This is a genomic window from Ruegeria sp. SCP10, assembly GCF_040329495.1.
Lineage (GTDB): Bacteria > Pseudomonadota > Alphaproteobacteria > Rhodobacterales > Rhodobacteraceae > Ruegeria.
Genome location: NZ_JBDZYF010000004.1, coordinates 144,231 through 165,892, shown reverse-complemented (window position 1 = coordinate 165,892; position 21,662 = coordinate 144,231). Strand labels below are relative to the sequence as shown.

21 protein-coding genes are annotated in these 21,662 nt (G+C 57.5%); 11 read left to right on the top strand and 10 right to left on the bottom strand.

Annotation, left to right across the window (positions count from 1 at the left end):
• The first annotated feature begins 6 nt into the window (after window positions 1-6).
• On the top strand, window positions 7-909 hold the full coding sequence (locus ABLN87_RS12130) for a LysR family transcriptional regulator (protein ID WP_353010557.1): 903 nt from the start codon (window positions 7-9) through the stop codon (window positions 907-909).
• A gap of 15 nt (window positions 910-924) precedes the next feature.
• Here the strand turns inward: ABLN87_RS12130 and ABLN87_RS12125 are convergent, their stop codons facing one another.
• Both ABLN87_RS12125 and ABLN87_RS12120 read right to left on the bottom strand, forming a co-directional pair.
• Window positions 925-2,196 (bottom strand): NAD(P)/FAD-dependent oxidoreductase, encoded by a 1,272-nt coding sequence (locus tag ABLN87_RS12125; RefSeq protein ID WP_353010555.1) that lies wholly within the window; start codon window positions 2,194-2,196, stop codon window positions 925-927.
• A gap of 209 nt (window positions 2,197-2,405) precedes the next feature.
• Window positions 2,406-3,563, bottom strand: a complete 1,158-nt coding sequence (locus ABLN87_RS12120) for an acyl-CoA dehydrogenase family protein (RefSeq protein WP_353010553.1) — start codon at window positions 3,561-3,563, stop codon at window positions 2,406-2,408.
• A 215-nt stretch (window positions 3,564-3,778) separates the two neighbouring features.
• Between ABLN87_RS12120 and ABLN87_RS12115 the strand changes: the two genes are divergently transcribed.
• The 4 genes from ABLN87_RS12115 to ABLN87_RS12100 all read left to right on the top strand — a co-directional run bounded on the left by ABLN87_RS12115 (window position 3,779) and on the right by ABLN87_RS12100 (window position 10,786).
• Entirely contained in the window at window positions 3,779-6,247 is a 2,469-nt protein-coding gene (locus ABLN87_RS12115; protein ID WP_353010551.1) for a heavy metal translocating P-type ATPase, read from the top strand.
• The gene (cueR, locus tag ABLN87_RS12110) at window positions 6,244-6,633 is read left to right on the top strand and encodes a Cu(I)-responsive transcriptional regulator (protein ID WP_353010549.1); all 390 of its coding nucleotides are present in this window, start codon (window positions 6,244-6,246) and stop codon (window positions 6,631-6,633) included. The genes ABLN87_RS12115 and cueR overlap by 4 nt, the downstream gene beginning before the upstream one ends.
• Window positions 6,634-6,738: 105 nt before the next feature.
• Window positions 6,739-7,611, top strand: coding sequence for an NAD(P)-dependent oxidoreductase (locus ABLN87_RS12105; RefSeq protein ID WP_353010547.1), 873 nt, complete (start codon window positions 6,739-6,741; stop codon window positions 7,609-7,611).
• 109 nt (window positions 7,612-7,720) lie between these two features.
• Entirely contained in the window at window positions 7,721-10,786 is a 3,066-nt protein-coding gene (locus ABLN87_RS12100; protein ID WP_353010545.1) for an aminotransferase class III-fold pyridoxal phosphate-dependent enzyme, read from the top strand.
• 5 nt (window positions 10,787-10,791) lie between these two features.
• Here the strand turns inward: ABLN87_RS12100 and ABLN87_RS12095 are convergent, their stop codons facing one another.
• Window positions 10,792-11,268 carry a hypothetical protein gene (locus tag ABLN87_RS12095; RefSeq protein ID WP_353010543.1) on the bottom strand — a complete coding sequence of 159 codons (477 nt, stop codon included), beginning with the start codon at window positions 11,266-11,268 and terminating at the stop codon, window positions 10,792-10,794.
• The gene (gene hemP, locus ABLN87_RS12090; RefSeq protein ID WP_170536364.1) at window positions 11,265-11,432 is read right to left on the bottom strand and encodes a hemin uptake protein HemP; all 168 of its coding nucleotides are present in this window, start codon (window positions 11,430-11,432) and stop codon (window positions 11,265-11,267) included. The genes ABLN87_RS12095 and hemP overlap by 4 nt, the downstream gene beginning before the upstream one ends.
• A gap of 221 nt (window positions 11,433-11,653) precedes the next feature.
• On the opposite strand from hemP, the gene gph reads away from it, so the two are divergent.
• Together gph and ABLN87_RS12080 are read left to right on the top strand one after the other, a co-directional pair.
• Window positions 11,654-12,316 (top strand): phosphoglycolate phosphatase, encoded by a 663-nt coding sequence (gene gph / locus ABLN87_RS12085; protein ID WP_353010541.1) that lies wholly within the window; start codon window positions 11,654-11,656, stop codon window positions 12,314-12,316.
• 299 nt (window positions 12,317-12,615) lie between these two features.
• On the top strand, window positions 12,616-13,431 hold the full coding sequence (locus ABLN87_RS12080; protein ID WP_353010539.1) for an IclR family transcriptional regulator: 816 nt from the start codon (window positions 12,616-12,618) through the stop codon (window positions 13,429-13,431).
• A 1-nt stretch (window position 13,432) separates the two neighbouring features.
• Here the strand turns inward: ABLN87_RS12080 and ABLN87_RS12075 are convergent, their stop codons facing one another.
• Window positions 13,433-13,999 carry a tetratricopeptide repeat protein gene (locus ABLN87_RS12075; RefSeq protein WP_417750398.1) on the bottom strand — a complete coding sequence of 189 codons (567 nt, stop codon included), beginning with the start codon at window positions 13,997-13,999 and terminating at the stop codon, window positions 13,433-13,435.
• Between the two features lie 106 nt (window positions 14,000-14,105).
• Here ABLN87_RS12075 and ABLN87_RS12070 point away from each other — a divergent pair, with 106 nt between their 5' ends.
• Entirely contained in the window at window positions 14,106-14,849 is a 744-nt protein-coding gene (locus ABLN87_RS12070; RefSeq protein WP_417750397.1) for a rhomboid family intramembrane serine protease, read from the top strand.
• Window positions 14,850-14,854: 5 nt separating this feature from the next.
• On the opposite strand, the gene ABLN87_RS12065 is transcribed toward ABLN87_RS12070, so the two are convergent.
• Window positions 14,855-15,640 carry an inositol monophosphatase family protein gene (locus tag ABLN87_RS12065; protein WP_353010537.1) on the bottom strand — a complete coding sequence of 262 codons (786 nt, stop codon included), beginning with the start codon at window positions 15,638-15,640 and terminating at the stop codon, window positions 14,855-14,857.
• A 98-nt stretch (window positions 15,641-15,738) separates the two neighbouring features.
• The gene (locus ABLN87_RS12060) at window positions 15,739-16,644 is read right to left on the bottom strand and encodes a LysR family transcriptional regulator (RefSeq protein WP_353010535.1); all 906 of its coding nucleotides are present in this window, start codon (window positions 16,642-16,644) and stop codon (window positions 15,739-15,741) included.
• A 94-nt stretch (window positions 16,645-16,738) separates the two neighbouring features.
• Here ABLN87_RS12060 and metF point away from each other — a divergent pair, with 94 nt between their 5' ends.
• Both metF and ABLN87_RS12050 read left to right on the top strand, forming a co-directional pair.
• Window positions 16,739-17,605, top strand: a complete 867-nt coding sequence (gene metF, locus ABLN87_RS12055) for a methylenetetrahydrofolate reductase [NAD(P)H] (RefSeq protein ID WP_353010533.1) — start codon at window positions 16,739-16,741, stop codon at window positions 17,603-17,605.
• Window positions 17,606-17,839: 234 nt separating this feature from the next.
• On the top strand, window positions 17,840-18,505 hold the full coding sequence (locus ABLN87_RS12050; protein WP_353010531.1) for a J domain-containing protein: 666 nt from the start codon (window positions 17,840-17,842) through the stop codon (window positions 18,503-18,505).
• A gap of 56 nt (window positions 18,506-18,561) precedes the next feature.
• Here ABLN87_RS12050 and ABLN87_RS12045 read toward each other — a convergent pair whose 3' ends face one another.
• Window positions 18,562-19,080, bottom strand: coding sequence for a YHS domain-containing (seleno)protein (locus ABLN87_RS12045; RefSeq protein ID WP_170536350.1), 519 nt, complete (start codon window positions 19,078-19,080; stop codon window positions 18,562-18,564).
• A 249-nt stretch (window positions 19,081-19,329) separates the two neighbouring features.
• Here ABLN87_RS12045 and yghU point away from each other — a divergent pair, with 249 nt between their 5' ends.
• Window positions 19,330-20,208 carry a glutathione-dependent disulfide-bond oxidoreductase gene (gene yghU / locus ABLN87_RS12040; RefSeq protein WP_353010529.1) on the top strand — a complete coding sequence of 293 codons (879 nt, stop codon included), beginning with the start codon at window positions 19,330-19,332 and terminating at the stop codon, window positions 20,206-20,208.
• 54 nt (window positions 20,209-20,262) lie between these two features.
• On the opposite strand, the gene ABLN87_RS12035 is transcribed toward yghU, so the two are convergent.
• Together ABLN87_RS12035 and ABLN87_RS12030 are read right to left on the bottom strand one after the other, a co-directional pair.
• Window positions 20,263-21,051 carry an SseB family protein gene (locus tag ABLN87_RS12035; RefSeq protein ID WP_353010527.1) on the bottom strand — a complete coding sequence of 263 codons (789 nt, stop codon included), beginning with the start codon at window positions 21,049-21,051 and terminating at the stop codon, window positions 20,263-20,265.
• Window positions 21,044-21,631 carry a uracil-DNA glycosylase family protein gene (locus ABLN87_RS12030; RefSeq protein WP_353010525.1) on the bottom strand — a complete coding sequence of 196 codons (588 nt, stop codon included), beginning with the start codon at window positions 21,629-21,631 and terminating at the stop codon, window positions 21,044-21,046. The genes ABLN87_RS12035 and ABLN87_RS12030 overlap by 8 nt, the downstream gene beginning before the upstream one ends.
• Between the last annotated feature and the right edge of the window lie 31 nt (window positions 21,632-21,662).

Below are 21,662 nucleotides of genomic sequence, written 5' to 3'. Positions count from 1 at the left end.
TATCATATGAAGAAAATCGATTTCATGGATCTTGACGGAAAGGTCCTGCGCACGTTTCTGACGATCCTCGAGGAGAGTTCCGTCTCGAAAGCCGCCGACCGGCTGAGCGTGACCCAATCGGCGATCAGCCACACATTGGGCAAGCTGCGCTATGTGATGGGCGACCCGCTTTTTGTGCGGTCAGGTCAGGGGTTGACGCCGACAGAACGCGCTTTGTCACTGAAAGAACCGGTACAGACCGTCCTCGACGGCATGCGTGCGCTGACCGATGAACGCCCATTTGATCCTCAGTCAGAAGAGATCGAGATTTCCATCGCAACCAATGATCTGCCGCGCGAGTTGATCTTTCCCGACCTCCTGCGCGAAACCCGCGCCGAGGGGGTTCAGCTGAGGATCGACTTCATCGCGTCAGGCGTGCCAGACCCAGACGTGCTGCGCAGTGACAGGTGCCAATTGATGCTGACTCCGCTGCCCCCGGACGGGCCGGATATTCTGCAGAAACGCCTGCTGAACAGCCCTTTGATGATATTTTTTGATGGAACCCAGCGCGATGCGCCCAACAGTTGGGAAGACTACTGCGAAAGCGACCATATCGAAGTGCGATTCCCCGATGGCCGCAGCGCGCGCGCCGTGATGCGTGGGGTCGATCAGAACCAAATCCGACCACCCGTCGTGACCCTGCCCCATTTCAACGCCATTCCCTCATTCGTGAAGGGCAGCCCCTTGATATCGACCGATACGGCGTTGATGAAACAAGGCCCACTATCCGAGCTGGACTGCGCGCCCCTACCCTTTGAGTGCGAGCCTGTGTCGATCTACATGGTTTGGCATCAGCGGATGGCCAACGACCCTGCCCATCGTTGGCTGCGCAAACGGATCGAAGAGATTGCCGCTCGGCTGCGAAGCTGATCGTCAAGCACCCCGTCAGAACCGCGCTTTGATCAGATGTGTCAGTGCAGCACCCGTTTCAAAATAGACCCGACGCAGGCGAGGCCATCGCTCGCGGTGCTCAGGCACCACTGGAACAGGCAGGCAGGATGGATCACCCGTCAGAAGACTTTGCGCCATCAGGCGTCCAAACACCGTACCGGGTCCGATACCCCGACCAGAAAACCCATGCGCCGACAAGGCATTGGGGCCAATTTGCGTGATCTTCGGGATATGATCAGACGTCATGGCAATGCGACCATGCCACCCTTCGACAAGGGGCTGATCTGAGAGTTGCGGATATATCTGATCCAGTTTTCGTCTTACCCAGGCCGAGTGTATTCCGCACCCGGCATGACCCAAATCACCCATGCCACCGATGATCATCCGCCCGTCGCCATCCAGACGGAACGATGTCATGATCAGACCCGTATCCCAGCATCCCTCACCAGCTGGTAAAATGCTGGCGCGCAGATTGTGTGACAGGGGGGCGGTCGCATACTGGAAGTAGTAGACAGGGACATAGTCAGGTGCAGTTTCTTCAGGGCCCTGATGATACGCATTGGTGGCCTGAATGACAGCCCGCGCCCGCACACTTCCCTGAGGTGTCTCAAGTAACCATTCCTTGCCTTCGCGGCGCAGACTTCGGACCGGACTTTCCGTATAGATGTGCGCTCCTGACTCTGCGGCCACCCGCGCCAGGCCCATGACGTATGCCATCGGCTGGATGGTTCCCGCTCGCGGATCATATAGCGCTCCCTGGAACGCTGTGCTGCCGGTTCTTTGTGATGCATCCTGCGCTGTTAGCAACTCAACTGGCGCACCGCTGGCAACCAACTGCGCATGTCGTTTCTGCAGATCGCGGCGCCCTGCCCCGGAATGTGCACAGTGAAGCGTGCCCTGCCGTACCGGTTCACAATCGATCCCATTTTGATCGATCAGATCGAAGACATCCGCAGGTGCCTGCGCCAACAGATCGATCAGTCGGTCACCGGTTTCCTGCCCAAGATGATTGCGGATATCGTCAGGCGGTAGCCAAAGGCCCGCATTGACCAGCCCCACATTGCGCCCAGAGCCGCCATGACCGATGCTCTTTGCTTCGAGCAGACAAACAGACGCACCCTGCTGCGCCGCATATAAGGCCGCCGAACAGCCTGTATAGCCGCCTCCTATGATCGCAACGTCCACACTTATGTCAGACAACAGCGGTGCCGCCGTGACAGTTTCACGGCAGGTGGTTCGCCAAAGAGGTTCATCGGGATTGGTCATGGCGCGCTTTCAATCATTCTGCGCAGCCTTAACGCGTCCATGCGACCGTTACCAATCAAAGATCAAACCTGATCGAAAATCTGCGCCGCCTTCGACCTTGCGTCCTGCGGACGGCAGGGGCCGGGCCAGCGCGGGCATTGCCTGCGCCGGCCCAGCCCAACCATCACAGTCGTTTCGCCAGAAACGGCGAAGATGGGCGGGAGCCTTCCCTAAACATCCAAAGACCGAGCAATGAGTTCCTTCATGACCTCATTGGTGCCGCCATAGATCATTTGCACACGCGCATCGGCATAGAGGCGCGCAATCGGATACTCCATCATGAAACCATAGCCGCCAAACAGCTGAAGGCATTCGTGCATGATCTCGTTCTGCACCTCCGAGCCCCAATATTTGACCATCGAAGCGGTGGCAGCGTCCAACTCACCAGCTTCCAGCTTGGCGATGCAGTCGTTTACGAAACTGCGCAGCACTTCGGCTTTAGTCTTGCATTCTGCCAGCTTGAAGCGTGTGTTCTGGAAATCCATGACGCGCTGCCCAAAGGCTTTGCGCTCTTGCACATATTTCACTGTTTCAGCGATGGCGAAGTCGATCGCACCCAAGGCCATCAAACCAATCGTCAACCGCTCCCACGGCAACTGCTTCATCAGCTGATAGAACCCCTGACCTTCTTCCGCACCCAGCAGATTGGTCATTGGCACCTTGACGTCTTCAAAGAACAGCTCGGCGGTATCGTTGCCCTTCATACCGAGTTTCTTGAGGTTCCGACCGCGGCGGAACCCTTCGGCCCCTTCTGTCTCAACCGCGATCAGAGAAACACCCTTGGCACCCAGAGATTTATCCGTCTTCGCCGCGACGATCACCAGATCCGCCGACTGACCATTTGTAATGAAGATTTTTGAGCCGTTGAGCTTGTAGGAATTGCCATCCTTCTCAGCCACCGTCCGCACCGCCTGAACATCAGACCCGGTGCTGGGTTCTGTCATGGCAAGGGCCCCAACCATCTCTCCTGATGCCAGTTTAGGCAGCCACTTCCGTTTCTGGTCTTCGCTGCCATAGGCCGTGATGTAATGCGTCACAATGGATTGGATGCCATAGCCCCAACCCGCATCACCCCTTGCGGTTTGTTCGTAGATGGTAACGGCATCAAATCCCATGCCACCGCCAACGCCACCATATTCCTCAGGGATTGCGCCAGCCATCAGGCCCGCCTGCCCTGCTTTGTGCCAGAACGCGCGATCTACCACGCCATTGTCGACCCAGGTTTCGATATTGGGAACAAGTTCATCGTCCATGAAACGGCCCGCCATATCGGCAAACATGCGGTGTTCGTCAGTGACCCAGGCAGCGGATGAGGAAAAAAGCGACATCTTAAGCTCTCCAATAAGTGGTTATCCAAAGGCTACAGGTCTGTGTGGGTCCCGCCAATCCATGTGACGCGGCGTTTCTGGCAATTTCAACGTTGCGTTCTTGCTAAAACCAAGCCGGAACGCGTCATGTTTCCAAAGAAACACCATGCGCCCCCTTGACCTTCCCGTCACTGGAACCCCCATCTAGGTATCTGCAAAGGATCGGGATGAGTCGGATGGCGGACGCTCAACAGATAAAGATCAAAATTACAGGAATGAACTGCGCCTCCTGCGTTGCGCGGGTGGAAGCTGTGTTATCCGGCACCGAGGGTGTCGAAGCCGCGACGGTCAATTTTGCGACACAGTCGGCGCAGGTGACCGGCAACACAGCTATGTCTGTATTGAGTGACGCATTGGAACAGGCCGGGTATCCTGCCGTCCTCGCAGACAGCGTTCTCAAGATTGACGGCATGAACTGCGCGTCATGCGTTTCCAAGATCGAACGGTCGCTGGCCAAAGCGCCGGGCGTTGTCCGCGCCGATGTCAATCTGGCCACCCAGACAGCGCATGTAACCTATGCCGAGGGGAGTACCACGCCCGCCATTCTTGCAGGGATCGTCACAGATATAGGCTATCCCGCGCAGGTCAGCTCGTCAGAGGCGAATATCAGTTCGAACACGACTGAGGCGACAGACCAGTGCCGTGCGACGCTTCTTGCAGCAGCCCTAGCCCTGCCGGTTTTTATCCTTGAGATGGGTGCTCACTTGGTCCCCGCCTTTCACCATTGGGTTCACGGAACCATCGGGGTACAGACCAGCCAGCTAATTCAGTTTGCACTAACCTCAGCCCTGCTGATCGGACCGGGGCGCATATTCTATCAAAAGGGTATCCCAGCGCTGCTGCGCGGCGCACCAGACATGAATGCCTTGGTCGCGTTGGGAACGGGTGCCGCCTATCTGTACTCGGTCACGGCTGTTTTTGCGCCTGGGCTGTTGCCTCAGGGGTCAGCCAATATCTATTTCGAGTCTGCCGCCGTGATCGTGGTTTTGATCCTTCTGGGTCGCTGGCTCGAGGCGCGGGCAAAAGGCAAAACTGGCGCGGCAATTCGCAGGCTGGTCGGGTTACAACCCAAAACCGCTCGGGTTGAGATCGAGGGTGAGACCCAAGACCTCCCAATTGCTGAGATAGCCGCCGGTGATATCCTGCACATCCGCCCGGGAGAGCGCATTCCGGTCGACGGGCAGATACTGGAAGGCAGCACCTATGTCGACGAGAGCATGATCACGGGTGAGCCGATCCCCGTGGGCAAGACCGCAGGCGATCGGGTCGTTGGAGGAACCGTCAATGGAACCGGCGCATTGAGGGTTGAGTCCACACATGTGGGGGCTGACACCGTATTGGCGCAAGTCATTCGAATGGTAGAACAGGCGCAAGGAGCGAAACTGCCAATTCAAGGTTTGGTCGACCAAGTCACCTATCGATTTGTTCCCGCAGTCATGGTCGTTGCGGTTGTCGCTGTTTTCGCATGGCTGTTGCTGGGTCCGGCACCTGCCCTGTCGTATGCCTTGGCCGCGGGAGTTTCAGTTCTAATCATCGCCTGCCCGTGTGCGATGGGTCTGGCCACGCCAACCTCGATCATGGTTGGGACGGGCCGCGCGGCTGAACTGGGTGTGCTGTTCCGCAAAGGGGATGCCTTGCAGCAATTGCAGCAGGCAAAGGTGATTGCTTTGGACAAAACCGGGACGCTGACCCTTGGACGTCCCGAACTGGACAGCGTGACCCCAGTCAGTGGATTTGCCTCGTCTGATGTTCTGCGGATTGCCGCGGCTTTGGAGGCGCGGTCTGAACACCCCATTGCAACCGCAATCACCCGCGCCGGCCCCGCCAATTTGCCCGAGGCCTCAGAGATTCAGTCGCTCACCGGCCTTGGCCTGCAGGGGCAGGTCGAAGGTCAATCCGTTTCAGTTGGCTCGCAATCGCTCATGGACCAGTTGGGAATTTCGGTCAGTGACCTGAAACCCGAAGCTGATGCGCGCGCCGCCCAGGGTGCGACACCCTTGTTCGTGGCCATCGACGGGCAGTTGGCAGCAGCAATCTATGTCTCGGACCCGGTCAAACCAGGAACGCCCGAGGCGCTGGCGCGCTTGCGCGAAACAGGTGTGGCCTTGGCCATGGTGACTGGCGACAACGCGCGCACGGCTCAGGCACTGGCGGATCGTTTGGGCATCAATCACGTCACGGCGGAGGTTCTGCCCGACGGAAAAAGAGACGCAATTGAAGAGTTGCGTGACAAGTTTGGCACGGTGGCTTTTGTCGGCGACGGTATCAACGATGCCCCCGCCCTCGCAGCCGCAGACATCGGCCTGGCGATTGGCACTGGCACGGATGTGGCAATCGAAACCGCTGATGTGGTCCTGATGTCTGGCGATCTGCGCGGAGTTGCGAACGCTGTCGAAATCAGCCGCCAGACATTGCGCAATATACGTCAGAATCTGTGCTGGGCCTTCGGGTATAACATACTGCTGATCCCTGTCGCTGCGGGTGTCCTCTATCCCTTTGGCGGGCCTCTATTGTCACCAGCATTGGCCGCCGGGGCCATGGCCCTGTCGAGCGTCTTTGTCGTTTCCAATGCCCTACGCCTGCGCCGGGTCAGGGCTGATTTACCCCTTGTCAGGCCCGACACATCGAAAGAGGCAACCGCATGAATATCGGAGATGTCGCCACCCGCACAGGTCTACCCGCGAAGACCATCCGTTATTATGAAGAGATCGATCTGATCAAACCGCTGCGCGACGACAACGGCTATCGTGTTTTTCGCGCTCAGGATTTGCATAAGCTGAATTTCCTCGGACGCGCCCGCGCGTTGGGTTTCACGATTGAGGATTGCCGGACCCTGCTTGCCTTGTATGAGGACGAAACCCGCGCGAGCGCAGATGTAAAACACGTCGCCCGAGATCATCTTGCGCAGATCGATGCGAAAATCGCGGATCTGAAAGCCATGCGGGATACGCTTGGTCATCTGATCGATGCATGTGCTGGGGATGATCGGCCCGATTGTCCGATCTTGCAGGATCTTGGCGGCAAGTCCTGACGCGGGGTTGCCCTTTGGGCGCAGCTTTGCTTTGTCTCTGCCCAACCGGTCTTGCCTGCGGAACGTCGCCGGCCTCCAGGCCCGATATCAGAGAGGTTTTTCAAAATGGCAAAAGTCGCTTTTCTAGGCCTTGGCGTCATGGGTTACCCCATGGCGGGGCATTTGCAGGCTGCCGGTCATGACGTAACCGTCTACAATCGCACCGCTACAAAGGCCCAAGCCTGGGTGGACCAACATGGTGGGTCAATGGCGACCACTCCGCAAGCTGCCGCGCAGGGGGCCGAGTTTGTCATGGCCTGTGTCGGCAATGATGATGACCTGCGTATGGTCTGCACAGGCGATGATGGGGCCTTTCACGGTATGGCCTCAGGCACGACCTTTGTCGATCACACCACGGTTTCTGCTAAAGTGACCCGCGAGCTGTATGCGTCGGGTCAAAGCAAGGGCATCGCCTTTGTGGATGCCCCAATCTCGGGCGGTCAGGCCGGCGCCGAGAATGGCGTTCTGTCCATCATGTGTGGCGGGGATCAGGCCGCCTACGAGGCTGCCGAGCCCATCATGCAGGTTTACTCCAAAATCTGCCGTCGGATCGGTGACAGTGGCGCAGGACAGATGACCAAGATGTGCAATCAGATCGCCATCGCCGGTCTGGTTCAGGGCCTCAGCGAAGCGCTGCATTTTGCCGAAAAGGCCGGGCTGGACGGCCGTTCGGTGGTCGAGGTGATCAGCCAGGGCGCGGCAGGCAGCTGGCAGATGGCCAACCGGTATGAAACCATGCTGGACGATCATTTTGATCACGGATTCGCCGTGGATTGGATGCGTAAAGATCTGGGAATCTGCCTGGATACCGCCAATGAAACCGGGGCCTCACTGCCCGTCACAGCGCTTGTCGATCAGTTCTACAAGGATGTGCAGAAGCTGGGCGGTGGGCGGTGGGATACGTCTTCGCTGTTCAAACGTTTGCGCGCCTTGGATTGACGTGGAGGGGGCTGTCTGCCCCCCCCCGGCCGCGCCTTTCGGCGTGCCTCCCCCCGAAGATATTTTTTGGCCAGATGAAGGGTGGACCCCCGGGTCAGATGGATAAGATATGAGCGATATTGGTGCTTTCTGGACAACAGCCTTGCGCGCGCAATGGGGGCTTGAGGCGCGTTTGACGCGCTTGGATGGCGAGTATGATCTGAACTTTCTGGTCGAGGCCAAGAACGGGCAGGATTATGTGCTCAAGGTCATGCATGCGGGATGCGAAACCGGCCTTGTGGATTTGCAGATTGAGGCGTTGAAGTACATTTCTTCTGCGGCACCTGGCCTGCCCTTTCCAAAGGTTATTGCCGATCTGAATGGCGACCTGCTGCCTGAGGTTCAGGACGAAACCGGCGCCTCCCGCTTGGTTTGGTTACTGGAGCGTTTGCCCGGTCAATGCTACGCCAAGGCCGTGCCGAAAAGTGAAGAACTGATCCTGAAACTTGGGCGTGTTCTGGGCGCGACGGACCGTGCGCTGGAGGGTTTCACCCATGCCGCTTTAGAGCGGACAGACTTCAAATGGGACCTCATGCAGGCCAGCTGGATTGAGGCACATATGGAGGCTGTCTCGGACCCGGATCGGCGGGCGTTGGTGGCCGATGTTGTGCAGGGGTTCAGAGCGATTTCAGATCAGTTGGCCCGCTTGCCAAAACAAGCCATTCACAATGACGCAAATGACTACAATATTCTGGTCGATGGAGATTTTAGGCAGCGCCAGACGGTTTCGGGCCTGATCGATCTGGGCGATATGTGTGCGGCCCCTCGGGTTTGCGATCTGGCGATTGCGGGTGCCTATGTCGTTCTGGACCACCCCAAACCCGAACGCGCGCTGACCGCATTGGTGCGCGGATACCATGCCGCAAACCGCCTGAGCACTCAGGAGATCGATCTGATCTGGCCGCTGCTGCGCATGCGTCTGGCGGTGTCGGTCGTAAACTCGACCCTGATGGCCGCCGAGAATCCGGACGACCCTTATGTCACGATTTCGCAAGCGCCCGCATGGCGGTTCTTTGAGAACGCATCCGTCAATGGCGGCCTGATGTCTGCACGCCTGCGCGCAGCCTGCGACCTGCCCGTGACCGACGGGGCCGATCGTGTTCTGGCCTTCCTTGCCGAACATCGCGGCGGGTTCGCCCCGATGTTCGGGGAAGATCTGAGCGACGCCTCTATGGGGTCCTTGTCGGTTGAAAACTCGGTCTGGCCACAGAACCCTTTCCATATGCCGCTGGAAGAAGCGGCGCGCGTGGGGGAGGAGTTCGGGAATGGGCTTTGGCTGGGCTACTATAACGAACCGCGTCTGATCTATGCAGAGCCAGGGTTTCGCAAGGGTCCTTGGAAAGCCTCGGACCGGCGGACCGTGCATCTGGCCGTGGATGTATTCGCCCCGGCCGGTACTGCGCTGCATGCGCCACTGAGCGGGCGGGTTGAGGTCGCAGAGAACCGCGACATGCATCTGGACTATGGCGGCGTTGTAATCCTGCGTCATGAAACACCCGAGGGCGATCCGTTTTACACGCTCTACGGTCATCTGGACCCTGAGGTTTGTGAGCGGCTGCAACCCGGCGATCCGGTGGCGCAAGGGGCGACTTTTGCCCAGCTTGGAGATGCCAGCCAGAATGGCGGATGGGCCCCGCATGTACATTTCCAGCTGGCACTGACCACGGATGGGCTGGAGAGCGACTGGCCCGGCGTTGGTGATCCCGACGAAATGTTCCTATGGCACAAGCTCTGCCCAAATCCTGCCGCGCTGCTGAACCTGCCGGACGATAAGGTCTTCTATCAGCCAACCAACAAAAGCACTGTTTTGCAGGGTCGGCATGATCATTTCGGCGGCAACCTCAGCCTGACTTACGATGACCCGGTCATGCTGGTGCGGGGCTGGAAACATTATCTATTCGACGAATGGGGCCGCCCCTATCTGGACGCGTACAACAACGTCCCTCATGTGGGGCATGCGCATCCGCGGATACAGGCCGTTGCTGCGGATCAGCTGAAACGGATGAATTCAAACACGCGCTATCTGCATCCGGCACAAACGGAGTTTGCAGATAAGATATTGTCCAAACTGCCCGATCATTTGCAGGTCTGTTTCTTCGTCAATTCCGGCACCGAAGCCAATGAGCTTGCCCTGCGACTGGCCCGTGCCCATACCGGCGCCAAAGGGATCGTGACACCGAATCATGGATATCACGGCAACACCAATGCAGCGGTGGCGATTTCCGCTTACAAGTTCAACAAACCCGGCGGTGTTGGGCAGGCCGATTGGGTCGAACTGATTGAGGTAGCTGACGACTTTCGTGGTTCGTTCAAACGCGACGACCCCGACCGCGCCTCAAAATTCGCCGCGCTTGTGGACCCAGCCATTGCCGCACTGCGTGACAGAGGTCATGGGATAGCCGGCTTTATCGCTGAAACCTTTCCCTCGGTAGGGGGGCAAATCATCCCTCCGAAAGGATATCTGCCTGCGGTTTACGAGAAAATCCGGGCCGCCGGGGGCGTTTGTATCGCTGATGAGGTGCAAACGGGACTTGGCCGTTTGGGCGAATACTACTTCGGCTTCGAACATCAGGGGGCTTTGCCAGATGTCGTCGTGTTAGGCAAACCCATCGGCAATGGCCACCCCATTGGCGTTGTGGTCACCACAAAGGAGATCGCCCGAAGCTTCGACAACGGCATCGAGTTCTTTTCGACCTTCGGCGGCTCAACCCTATCCTGTCGGATCGGCAAAGAAGTGTTGGATATCGTCGATGACGAAGGCCTGCAGGGCAACGCAAGGGACATGGGCGCACGGTTGATCGCAGGGCTGAAACAGATCGAATCTGATTTCGCCTCCGTCGGGGATGTACGCGGAATGGGGCTGTTCCTGGGGGTTGAATTGATCAACCCAGATGGCTCGGAAAGCACAGAGATCTGCCAATATGTCAAAAACCGGATGCGCGATCACCGCATCCTGATCGGCAGTGAGGGGCCCAAGGACAACATCCTGAAAATTCGCCCCCCTCTGACAATCGAGGCCGATGATGTGGATATGATCCTATGGGCTCTGCGGGATGTGTTGTCAGAGGTTGGAGATTATGCCCCTGCACCGGCGTGCGATCATGATCACCATCACGCCGGATGCGGGTGTTGTTAGCGGGGCTAGTGCAAAACAGTTGACGGTGTCTGATGACCGGTGCTTGGCAGCGGTACAGATTTCGTCATCCGGCGCAGGGCAAACCCCAAATCCTCGGACAGTGACGCCAAGGCCGGGGCAAAATCCGGACGCACGATCAAAGACGCCATCATCATGGCATCCTCGCGTGCACCATCAGCAGCCGCCCCGATCATCTGCGCGAAACAGTTCTCATCAGCACCAAGGCACGCGCATCCCAGGCCATGCCGTACCAACTGGCGGCGACCGTGAGTTGCGCAAAGCGAGCATAGCCGGTCCAGCGTCAACATCGCAGCCTGTCCGTGATCCGCGCCCAGCGCGATGTCAAAATCGCTTGCGGCGTCTGCACGGCCTGCAGGGCCATCACCCCACAGCCGCAAATACATCACCGCACCTGCTTCGATTGGGCTCAGGTCGGACAGCCTGCCAACAGCTGCACCGCCCCGAGGTGATGCGCCGTTCATTTCGTAAGGATCAGCTTACCGGCGCGGGTGATCCGCAGCGTATACAGCTGGTCCCCCAGCTCGATATGCGCAAGATTGCCGCCTTTGGTCAGATCATCGGCTTTGTAGGATGGCAAGATGGACATTGAATAAGACTGGCTAGGATTCGGGTTCTGCACGTTCATCGGTCAACTCCAGAAGGTTCAAGGCAAACGTCTGGTCTGTTCGCGTTTCTCAGGTTCTGGCTGACCCGAAACCGGGTTGGCTCTCTGTCTTGCTCATTAATCTGATTAATTTAGTAAGGTATGTCAAGCACCCAATCTCACAACGCCAAAGATTGATGGTTTACCGCCCAAGAACCGGCGCGCTAAACAGCAAATCAAACGGCAATGAAGGAATTTGACCTATGGCAGCGGCAATCATTTTCGACCTTGATGGAACGCTTGTCGACAGCCTTGGAGATATCGCAACAGCGACCAACCGTACGCTGGAGGACATCGATTTTCCGCCGCTACCGAAAGAAGTCATTGCCTCTTTCGTAGGCAATGGCCTGCCCAAACTGGTAGAACGTATGATCCGGCATGTGGGACTTCCTGCAGAAAGACACACCGAATTGAACAAACGCATGCGCGCCCATTACGACGCCGCTGCCAGCAGCACGACAGTTCCTTACCCGGGCATCCCTGATGCGCTAGAAGAGTTGCAGGCCGAGGGCCATACCTTCGGGGTCTGCACGAACAAACCCGAAGCCCCTGCACGCCACATTCTAGATGCGCTGGGTCTGTCGCGATTCTTCGGTGTGGTCCTGGGCGGAGACAGCATGGCTATGCGCAAACCGAATCCTCGGCATCTGCTGGCCAGCTTTGACGCCTTAGACAGCGCAGGGCCGCGCCTGTTTGTCGGCGACAGCGAGGTTGATGCAGAAACAGCAGTCCGTGCTGACGTTCCGTTTCTATTGTTCACGCAGGGCTATCGAAAAACACCCGTTGTAAAGATTCCACACACAGCGGCCTATGATCACGCAGCAGAGTTGCCATCGCGGGTCGCCCAACTGCTTGAGGTGAAGTGACCCCAAACTAAGTGAGGGGCCGGCCAGAAGGGGGTATAGGCCAGCCCCTCATCGGGGAAAAACTATTTGGTCGCGTAGGACCTGATAGACTTCACCTTGATACAGCATCACAAACTGACGCGATATTGGGGGTTTCCCGTAGGGAAACAAAAAACATAAAAAATGTTGGATTGGGGCGCCGTGTCAGGGCCTAAATTCCATTTCATCGTACATCCGCGAAGTTACTAAAAATATTTTTCGCCATATGAAAAATCCTGAATTCCACGTACCGTTCGCGAAAGATGAAGGAGGGCCCGAATTTGGACATTCAGAAACGGCCGCGCGGTAGACCCAAATCGCTATTCAAGGAAAGTTCCGCTGGGACGCTGCAATCTCTGGATCGCGCGCTGGAGGCGCTCAGCACCCTTGCCCGGCTTGAACGCTGCACTCTCAGCGATCTCAGTCGCGAAACGGGAATACCCACCGCAACCACTCACCGCATCCTGACCACGCTGGCCAAGCACAGCTTTGTCCGGTTCGACGATATGCGCCAGGAATGGATGATTGGGATCGAAGCCTATCGTGCCGGGGCTTCGTTCCTCAAGCGCAACAGCGTGATCGAGGTTTCGCAGCCCATCATGCACCGGCTAATGAACGATACCGGAGAAACGGCAAATCTGGCAGTACCCGATGCGAGTGACGTTGTATTTGTGGGCCAGATCGAAACCAAAAACCCGATCCGCGCGTTCTTTCCGCCCGGTGCACGGTCACCGATGTATGCCTCGGGCATCGGCAAGGCCATCCTGTCAGCGATGGAGCCTGAGGTCGTTTCAAGGGTATTGGCCGCGAGTGAACCCAAGACTTTTACCGACCGAACGCTGAGTGATCCCAAGGCGCTGATGGCTGATCTTGAAACCACACGGCAGCGTGGGTGGTCCTATGACATAGAAGAACGCTATTTAGGGATGTCCTGCATCGGCGCGGTGATCTTCAACGAACAGAACAGCCCCTGCGCCGGGATTTCAGTCTCTGGCCCGACGGCCCGCTTCAACCCTGATACATTTGAGAACCTTGGCAGGCTGGTTGCCGAAGCCGCGCGCGATATTACCTTGGCGGTCGGCGGGCGCCCTCGTTAGTTCAGATGTCCTGCCCTGGAGGGTCCAGCAAACCACCCGGCTGCAACAAGGCGCGTTCTGACAGCCATGGATTTAGCTCCAGTGCTTGTTTCAGTGTGGCCCTGGCCTCGTCCAGCCGTTTCAAACCCATCAAAGACAACGCCCGCCCACTGATTGCGGCAACATGGTTGGGCGACAATTCAATGGCCACATCAAGGTCTTGCAAGGCTGATCCGAAATCCTGCCTGAGATAGTTCACAAAAGCCCGCTGGTTGTAGCCTTCGGCAAATTCCGGGCAGTATTCTACCAGCTGATTAAGCTCCTCCAAAGCTCCGACCAGATCCCATGCCTCGCGCCGTGCCATACCACGATCCAGGAGGGTCTGAGACTTTGCGTCAGGCGCATCTGTCCAAAGCTCCCACATCTGGTTGGAATACGTGCGCGCCACAACTTCTGACTCGGCTTGTTGAAGCTGTGAGATCAGATCGCTTACCCCCTGCGTATGATCCGGAGCATCCGGGCAGGTTTGCGCGGCTGCAGATGTGGTCAGAGCGACGCTAATGATCAGGCCGTGAAGCATATGTGCCATACCTCAAGGATGACCCTGTTCCGCGTTCTGTCAAGTTGCATTGGCATGACCCGGTGCGGCATAAGCTGTTCTTGACGTTGGGTCTGGAAAAGCCCAGCGTCGCGCCATGTTTCCGATCCGCGATCATAACCCCTCGGGGCGTACACCCTATGTCGTCTACGCACTCATGGCCGCCAATATCCTGATCTTTGTCAGCTATGTGGGGATCATGAATGACGCGCCACTGATCAACCGGTTGTACTACGACTATGCGATCATTCCCGCGCGGATCGCGGATGGCTATGCATTCGAAACCTTTTTAACATCCATGTTTCTGCATGGCGGTTGGATGCACCTGGCAGGAAACATGCTGTTTCTATGGATTTTCGGCGACAATCTGGAAGATGAGATGGGTCATCTGCCCTTTCTCTTGTTCTACCTTGTGGCCGGAGTCGGCGCCGGGTTGATCCATGTCATCACCGCGCCAGACTCAGTGGTGCCAACGATCGGCGCGTCTGGCGCAATTGCCGGGGTGATGGGTGGCTATCTTCTGCTATTCCCAAAGGCCCGGGTCGACATCCTGCTGATCCTGATCGTGTATTTCCGTGTGTTTTCGATCCCGGCCTTTGTAATGCTAGGTGTCTGGTTGGGAATGCAATTTATGGGCAGCTTTAACAGCAACCCCGACGAAGGCGGCGTTGCCTATTGGGCCCATACCGGAGGGTTCTTTGTCGGGCTGATCCTGTGCATTCCACTATGGTTGAAACGCGGTGGCGCGGCATATTGGGATCGCACGCATGGCCATCCGCCTCACCCCGAGGCAAAGTACAAGCTGTCGCAATCCCGCATCCCGCGTATACCGCGCAGGTAAGAGGTTTAGCCCCGGATCACCTTGGCAAAACTGTCAAAGATCGGCTCGTTGGCGCAGATCACTTCGCCATCGTCCAGAACGCTGCCTTCGGGATTGAGGGGCTGAACAAAGCCACCGGCCTCTTTCACGATGATGATGCCTGCGGCCAGATCCCAAGCATTCAGGCGGCGCTCCCAGAAGCCTTCGTAGCGACCGGCCGCCACATAGGCCATATCGAGCGCAGCAGCGCCCCAACGGCGCACACCGGCACAAGCGGGCATCAGGCGCGCAAGGTCTTGCAGGGTCGCCGGCAAGTCGGACCGGCCACCGAAAGGCAAACCTGTCGAGAAGATCGATTCAATCATGCGATGACGACCGGAGACGCGAATACGCATGTCATTCATCCAAGCACCCTCGCCTTTTTCGGCAAAGAACATCTCGTCCTTGGCGGCGTCATAGATCACACCTGCAACGATCTTGCCTTTGTGCTCCAGCGCGATGGAGACCGCCCAATGCGGCAGCCCGTGCAGAAAGTTGGTTGTACCGTCCAGCGGATCGACGATCCAGCGGCGAGTCGGATCTTCACCATCTATCGAACCGCCTTCTTCGGCCAGCCAGCCATAGGTCGGACGCGCGCCCAGCAGTTCCTCTTTCAGAATGGCTTCCGCGGCGATATCGGCCTTGGACACAAAATCGCCCGCGCCCTTCATCGACACCTGCAGGTTCTCGACTTCACGGAAATCCTTGACCAGAGACCGCCCCGCCTTGCGCGCGGCTTTGATCATGATGTTGAGATTTGCACTGCCAACCATTGTGAAAAGGCTCCTGTCCGGTCAAACCGCGCGTATACTGATGCAATGCGCCCTTGCCAAGAGGAATGATGCGCATAGCAGCCCCGCCGAAAATGCTGCTACTGAGCCTGCAACTTCCGCGCCTCGTCCCGCGCCAATTTGACCAATTCCTGCACGAAGGGTTTTTCAAGGTCTTCCGAGCGGACAGCGGCATACAGACGGCGGGTGATCCCCTCTTTCGTCAATGGCCGGGTAACGTAGTCCGAGTTGTATTTGACCTCGCGCACGACCCAATCCGGCAGGACGGAAATGCCCCTGTTCGAGGCGACCAGCAGTAGGATTACAGCGGTCAGCTCGACCTGCCTGATGGTGGCCGGTTCGACCCGCGCTGGGATCAACAATTGGCTGAAAACATCCAGACGTGTGCGTTCGACCGGATAAGTAATCAAGGTTTGACCCCGAAAATCCTCGGCTACGATATAGTCCTTATCGGCCAGCGGATGCGACGAGGCGGCAACAAATACAGCATTGTAATCAAAGAGTTCGACAAATTCGACACCCGGCAGATCTTCGGGGTCGGAAGAGACGACCAGATCAACCTCTTCCTTCTGTAACGCGGGCAAGGCATCAAAAGCCAAACCAGGTCGAATGTCGACATCAACATCGCCCCAGGATTTTCGAAACGATTCCAGCACCGGAAACAGCCATTCGAAACAGGCGTGACATTCGATCGCGATATGCATGCGACCCGCGCGCCCGTCGCGCAGGGATGAGAACTCCTGCTGAGCGGCCTCGACCTGTGGCAGGATCTGTTCTGCCAAGCGCAACAGACGAAGCCCAGCCGCCGAGAGTTTCATCGGTTTCGACCGGCGCAGGAACAATTCAACCCCAGCCTGATCCTCCAACCCTTTGATCTGATGGCTCAGCGCAGACTGTGTGATGTTCAGCTGGTCGGCTGCACGCGCCAGGCCACCGCATTCATGGATGGCTTTGATGGTCCGCAGGTGCCGGAACTCGATATGCATATGTCGCACAACTCATGTTGTTCTTGAAGAATATGAGTTTGTCTCACATCGCTTCACATGGCACAAGAGGTTCAATTGATCCTGCGAGGCCGTGATGACCAGACCTGAAATTTCATTTGAGTTCTTTCCGCCGAAAACACTTGAGGCGTCATTCCGCCTCTGGGACACGGTGCAGACACTGGCCCCGTTGGAGCCTCGCTTTATCTCAGTCACCTATGGCGCCGGTGGCACCACACGAGAGCTGACGCGGGATGCGGTTGCGACGTTGCACAAGTCGTCTGGCTTGCCGGTTGCCGCGCATCTGACTTGCGTTGATGCGTCGCGTCAGGAAACGCTGGAGATCGCGGACAGGTTCGCCCGCGCGGGCGTCGAGAACATTGTGGCCTTACGCGGTGATCCACCAAAAGGGCAGAACAAGTTCGTCCCTCATTCCGACGGCTTCGCCCATTCCGTCGAACTAATCGAAGCGCTGGCCGAGACCGAGATGTTCAGCATCCGCGTTGGGGCCTATCCCGACAAACATCCCGAGGCCAGGGATTTCGCGGCTGATATCGACTGGCTGAAGGCAAAGCTGGATGCGGGTGCAGATGAGGCGCTGACCCAGTTCTTCTTCGAGGCCGAGACCTTCTTCCGCTTCCGCGATGCGTGTGAGAAGTCCGGGATCGACAAGCCCATCGTGCCGGGCATCCTGCCGATTGAAAACTGGAAGGGCGCACGCAGTTTCGCCCAGCGCTGCGGCGCGCATATCCCGGAATGGGTCGAAAACGCTTTCGAAAAAGCCCTGCGTGATGACCGCGAAGATCTGCTGGCCACTGCACTGTGCACCGAGCTGTGTTCTGACCTAATTGAAGGCGGCGTGGACAAGCTGCATTTCTACACGCTGAATCGTCCGGAACTGACCCGCGATGTCTGCTTTGCATTGGGGATCAACCCGAAAACCGAGCTTCAAAACGTCGCCTAACAAACCCGTTTCTTTTGGATTTCTGCCCGGGCCGCATCGCGGTCTGGGCTTTTTGTATTCTAAGGCTCAGTTGCTGCCGCATTGTGGCTCTGCCCAAGGCTAGCGCTGAATTCAAAACAATCCACAAACCATGCACGTATTGTCATCCCTGGACAGCCCAATACTCTGTAAAAATTGACAAAAATGTGACGATCCCGAAACTCGGAACATGTGTTTGTAAAGAGTGTATTGAGTATGGAACAGACTGATAAGGTAAAAGCGCGCGGGGACGCACTCGCGGACCTCGGGTTGGACCCCAATGCTGCTCCGGATGATATCCGGGATGCGTGGCGGCGCATCGCCTTTCACGCCCATCCCGATCACACGGGTGGGGATTCTGCAAACTTCGCACGGGCCAAAGCGGCCTATGATTATCTGCGCAAAGAAGGCTTGACCGTCAAAGGGGCCAACAACAGGCCCAGCCAACCGCGGCGACCACGTCTGCGGCGGCGCATTATCGAGCTGGAGCCCGAAGATATCGCCAATTGTGTGGCCATGTTGGACCCGAGCCGTGCCTTACCAAGTGCGGAATCGCATAGTGCCACTGACCCTGACGCGGCCACGCTTGCGGAATCGGATCATGTCCCTGACGCAGTTGGATACTATGGGCGCAATCTGACTTATTTTGTGCCAACGCCAGTGTGTGAAGGCGCAAATCGTATTGCTCTGCCGACCTCGGTTCTAAGCTCGTCGAGAAACAGCGAAACCGAGGTTCTGAGCTTTCAGTCAAACGACCAAGGCGCTGGTGAGGTCGTCATTCCGGATACGATCTGCGAAAGCAAATTCCCCGGCGCGAAAAGCGTGCGCATTCGGTTCGAAGCTGATCAGGCGATCCGGAACGAATACTGGCTTGCCAGCTGATCAGATAAAGGCCCGGCTTATGGGGGTAAGCCGGGCCTTGTTTCATGAGTGGTCGGTTAGTTGCTAACCGGGCCTTCCGAGGTGAATTTGGGGATAACACTGGTCGACGCATCACCGGTTTCAATGCCCGGCCAGTTGCCTTCGGCCAGATTGATATTGCCCGGCACATCTTCTTCCCAGAAGCCAACCACGACATCCGTGATGTTCAGATACAGTTTGTCATCAACGATCCGCCACAGGTTCGGGTTCGCCGGAACCTTGCCACCTTTTGAGACACCATAAGCGCAGTGACCATCATACTGAGGCGCATAGTAGGCCGGGTTTTCCAGAAACTTGTCGCGGTTCTCTTCGGTGGAAAACGCCCAGGTCGCACCGTTATATTCAGCTGTAATATCAGCGTTTCCACGAACGCCCGATGGCTGACTTTGGCCAACAGGAACCTGATCCAGGTTGCGATAGGCAACCACGTCATAGCCCGAGACGGCAAATCCGGTGCCGTCAACATATTGCGGGCCGGCAAAGGCCGGAACAGCCAGTGTCATGGCCGCAGCGAAAGTCAAAGCAAAGCGTTTCATATGGTCATTCCTTTTCTAGGTCATGTGCCCAAGGGCGCCGTGTTGGCGGGACTGCGCTAACAATAAGCGAATTTGTTTCCCGTCGTAGCCCTGCTCGCGCCGCTGTGACCCAGAACGAGAAATCGTGAGATGTTCGCCGGGGAATATTACAGGAAGCACCGATAGGCGGGGTTGGACTCGGAAGATTGCAACATTAGCTGTAGGAGGATCGGGCGCGCGGGCACCCGGATTTGGTAAGAAAGGCACCAGATGAGCGATCAATCCACATATACTCCCCCCAAGGTCTGGACATGGGACAGCGAAAGCGGCGGGCGATTTGCTAACATCAACCGGCCTATCGCGGGTGCGACCCATGACAAGGATCTTCCCGTTGGCCGCCATCCTTTGCAGCTGTATTCGCTGGCCACGCCCAATGGCGTCAAAGTTACCGTGATGCTGGAAGAGTTGTTGGCCCTGGGTCACGAAGGTGCCGAATATAATGCCTGGTTGATCAATATCGGAGAGGGTGATCAGTTCAGCTCGGGATTTGTTGGGGCAAACCCGAACTCGAAAATCCCTGCGCTTTGGGATCGATCCGGCGACGAACCGCTCCGAGTTTTCGAAAGCGCCTCGATCCTGTTTCATCTGGCCGAGAAGTTCTACGCCTTCCTGCCCAAGTCCGGCCCGGAACGGACCGAGGTGATGAACTGGGTGTTCTGGCAGATGGGCAGTGCGCCATATCTGGGCGGCGGTTTTGGCCATTTCTACGCTTATGCACCTGAAAAATGGGAATACCCGATCGACCGGTTCGCAATGGAAACCAAGCGCCAACTGGACGTTCTGGACCGGGAACTGGCAGAAAAAACCTATATCGCGGGCGAAGATTACACCATCGCCGACATGGCCATCTGGCCCTGGTATGGGCAACTTGTTCTGGGCCGCCTCTATGACGCTGCAGAGTTTCTGGATGTCGAATCCTACAAAAACGTCATGCGTTGGGCCAAAGCGATTGACGCGCGTCCGGCGGTTCAAAGAGGCCGCATGGTCAACCGCCCGTTTGGTGAGCCGCATACCCAATTGCATGAACGGCATGAGGCCAGCGATTTCGAAACACGCACGCAGGACAAGCTGGAAGCAGCGTCCGAATAAAACAGATCACGTCCTTACGCGGTGCTGTCACAGCGCCGCGTAAGACGTAGCCCGTTACTTCAGGATTGGCGGCTTTTCGGGGTCACTCCCCGGGGCGGGGCGTATAGTATCCGGTTGTTCCGGCTGTGGCAGGTCGAACCGCAAGCCTGTTTTGGCCAGCAGCCCAGCCGCCACGTCATCCATGGCGAAGAACCCAACATCCATCGCACCCGCCTCGACACCTGAAAAGGTCAATGCCTCGGATGCGGCCTTGGCCAGAGCCGCCTCCGCCCCCTCAATCGCGCCTACGAACCCCAGCAAATGCCCTGTTGCACCGTGTTCTGATTTCGTCGCGACCAGATAGGCCGACTGGGCCAACCCACCGGCGGTGGCCAGCTTTGTATCCAGTGCGGTCAGCAGATTGTCGGGCAGCCCTTTGGGTGGCAGAAACTCAGCAATCCTCTCCTGCACTTCTTCCGGGCCGTGCTGCAAGGTCGTCGCCAACCAGCCCAGCGCCTGGGCCGGGATCAACATCGATGACGGTGCCACCTCCAGGTTCAAACCCAGGCCGATCCCCTGCCCCGCAAGCATCGATGACAGCGCCCGACCGGATAACGCAACATAGGGCACCGGACGATCCGCAAACTGTGCCAGCCTGTCTTCGCGATCAAACGCCAGCACAAATTGCCCGTCAGCTACGTCGAATACCTCGGGTGAGATGTTGTCGCCCTGGGCCTCTTCGGTCAGCATCAGGAACAGTTCACTATCTGCCAAACGCTCAAAAAACCTCAGCCGGGCTTTGTCATCGTTCGGGGCGGCGTGCATCGCGGCGTGGGCCGTATCCAATGCCGTTGTTTCAGTCATCCAGTACCTCTTGCACCCTGGCCCGCAAAACTGGCAGCAGCTCAGCTTCGAACCACGGGTTTTTCTTTAACCATGCCGTATTGCGCCAGGACGGATGAGGCAAGGGGAAGACATGTGGTGCGTGGGACTTCCAATCTTTGACCGTATCTGTGACGGAACTACGCGCACCAAGGTGGTACTTATGGGCATGGCCACCTACAAGAACCGTTAGCGGGACCTTACCAAGCGCCTCGACCACGCGATCATGCCATGTCTTTCGGCAAATCGCAGGAGGCGGCAAATCCGCGCCCTTGGCGTCATAGCCCGGAAAACAAAAGGCCATGGGCACAATGGACAGCTTGGCCCGGTCGTAGAAGACGGAATCATCAATGCCCAACCAAGCGCGCAATCGATCCCCGGAGGGATCCGTGAACGGGCGGCCCGACTCGTGTACGCGCGCGCCAGGCGCCTGCCCCGCAATCAGGATAGGCGTACCCGGCTTAAACCAAACGACCGGTCTCGGCGAATGGGCCGTCTCTGTTTGCGCGAATTGATCAGCACAAAGGCGGCAAGCTTGAATCTCATCGATCAGATTGACCATGGAATGTTACCTGCCCCTTCCAATCGCTGGC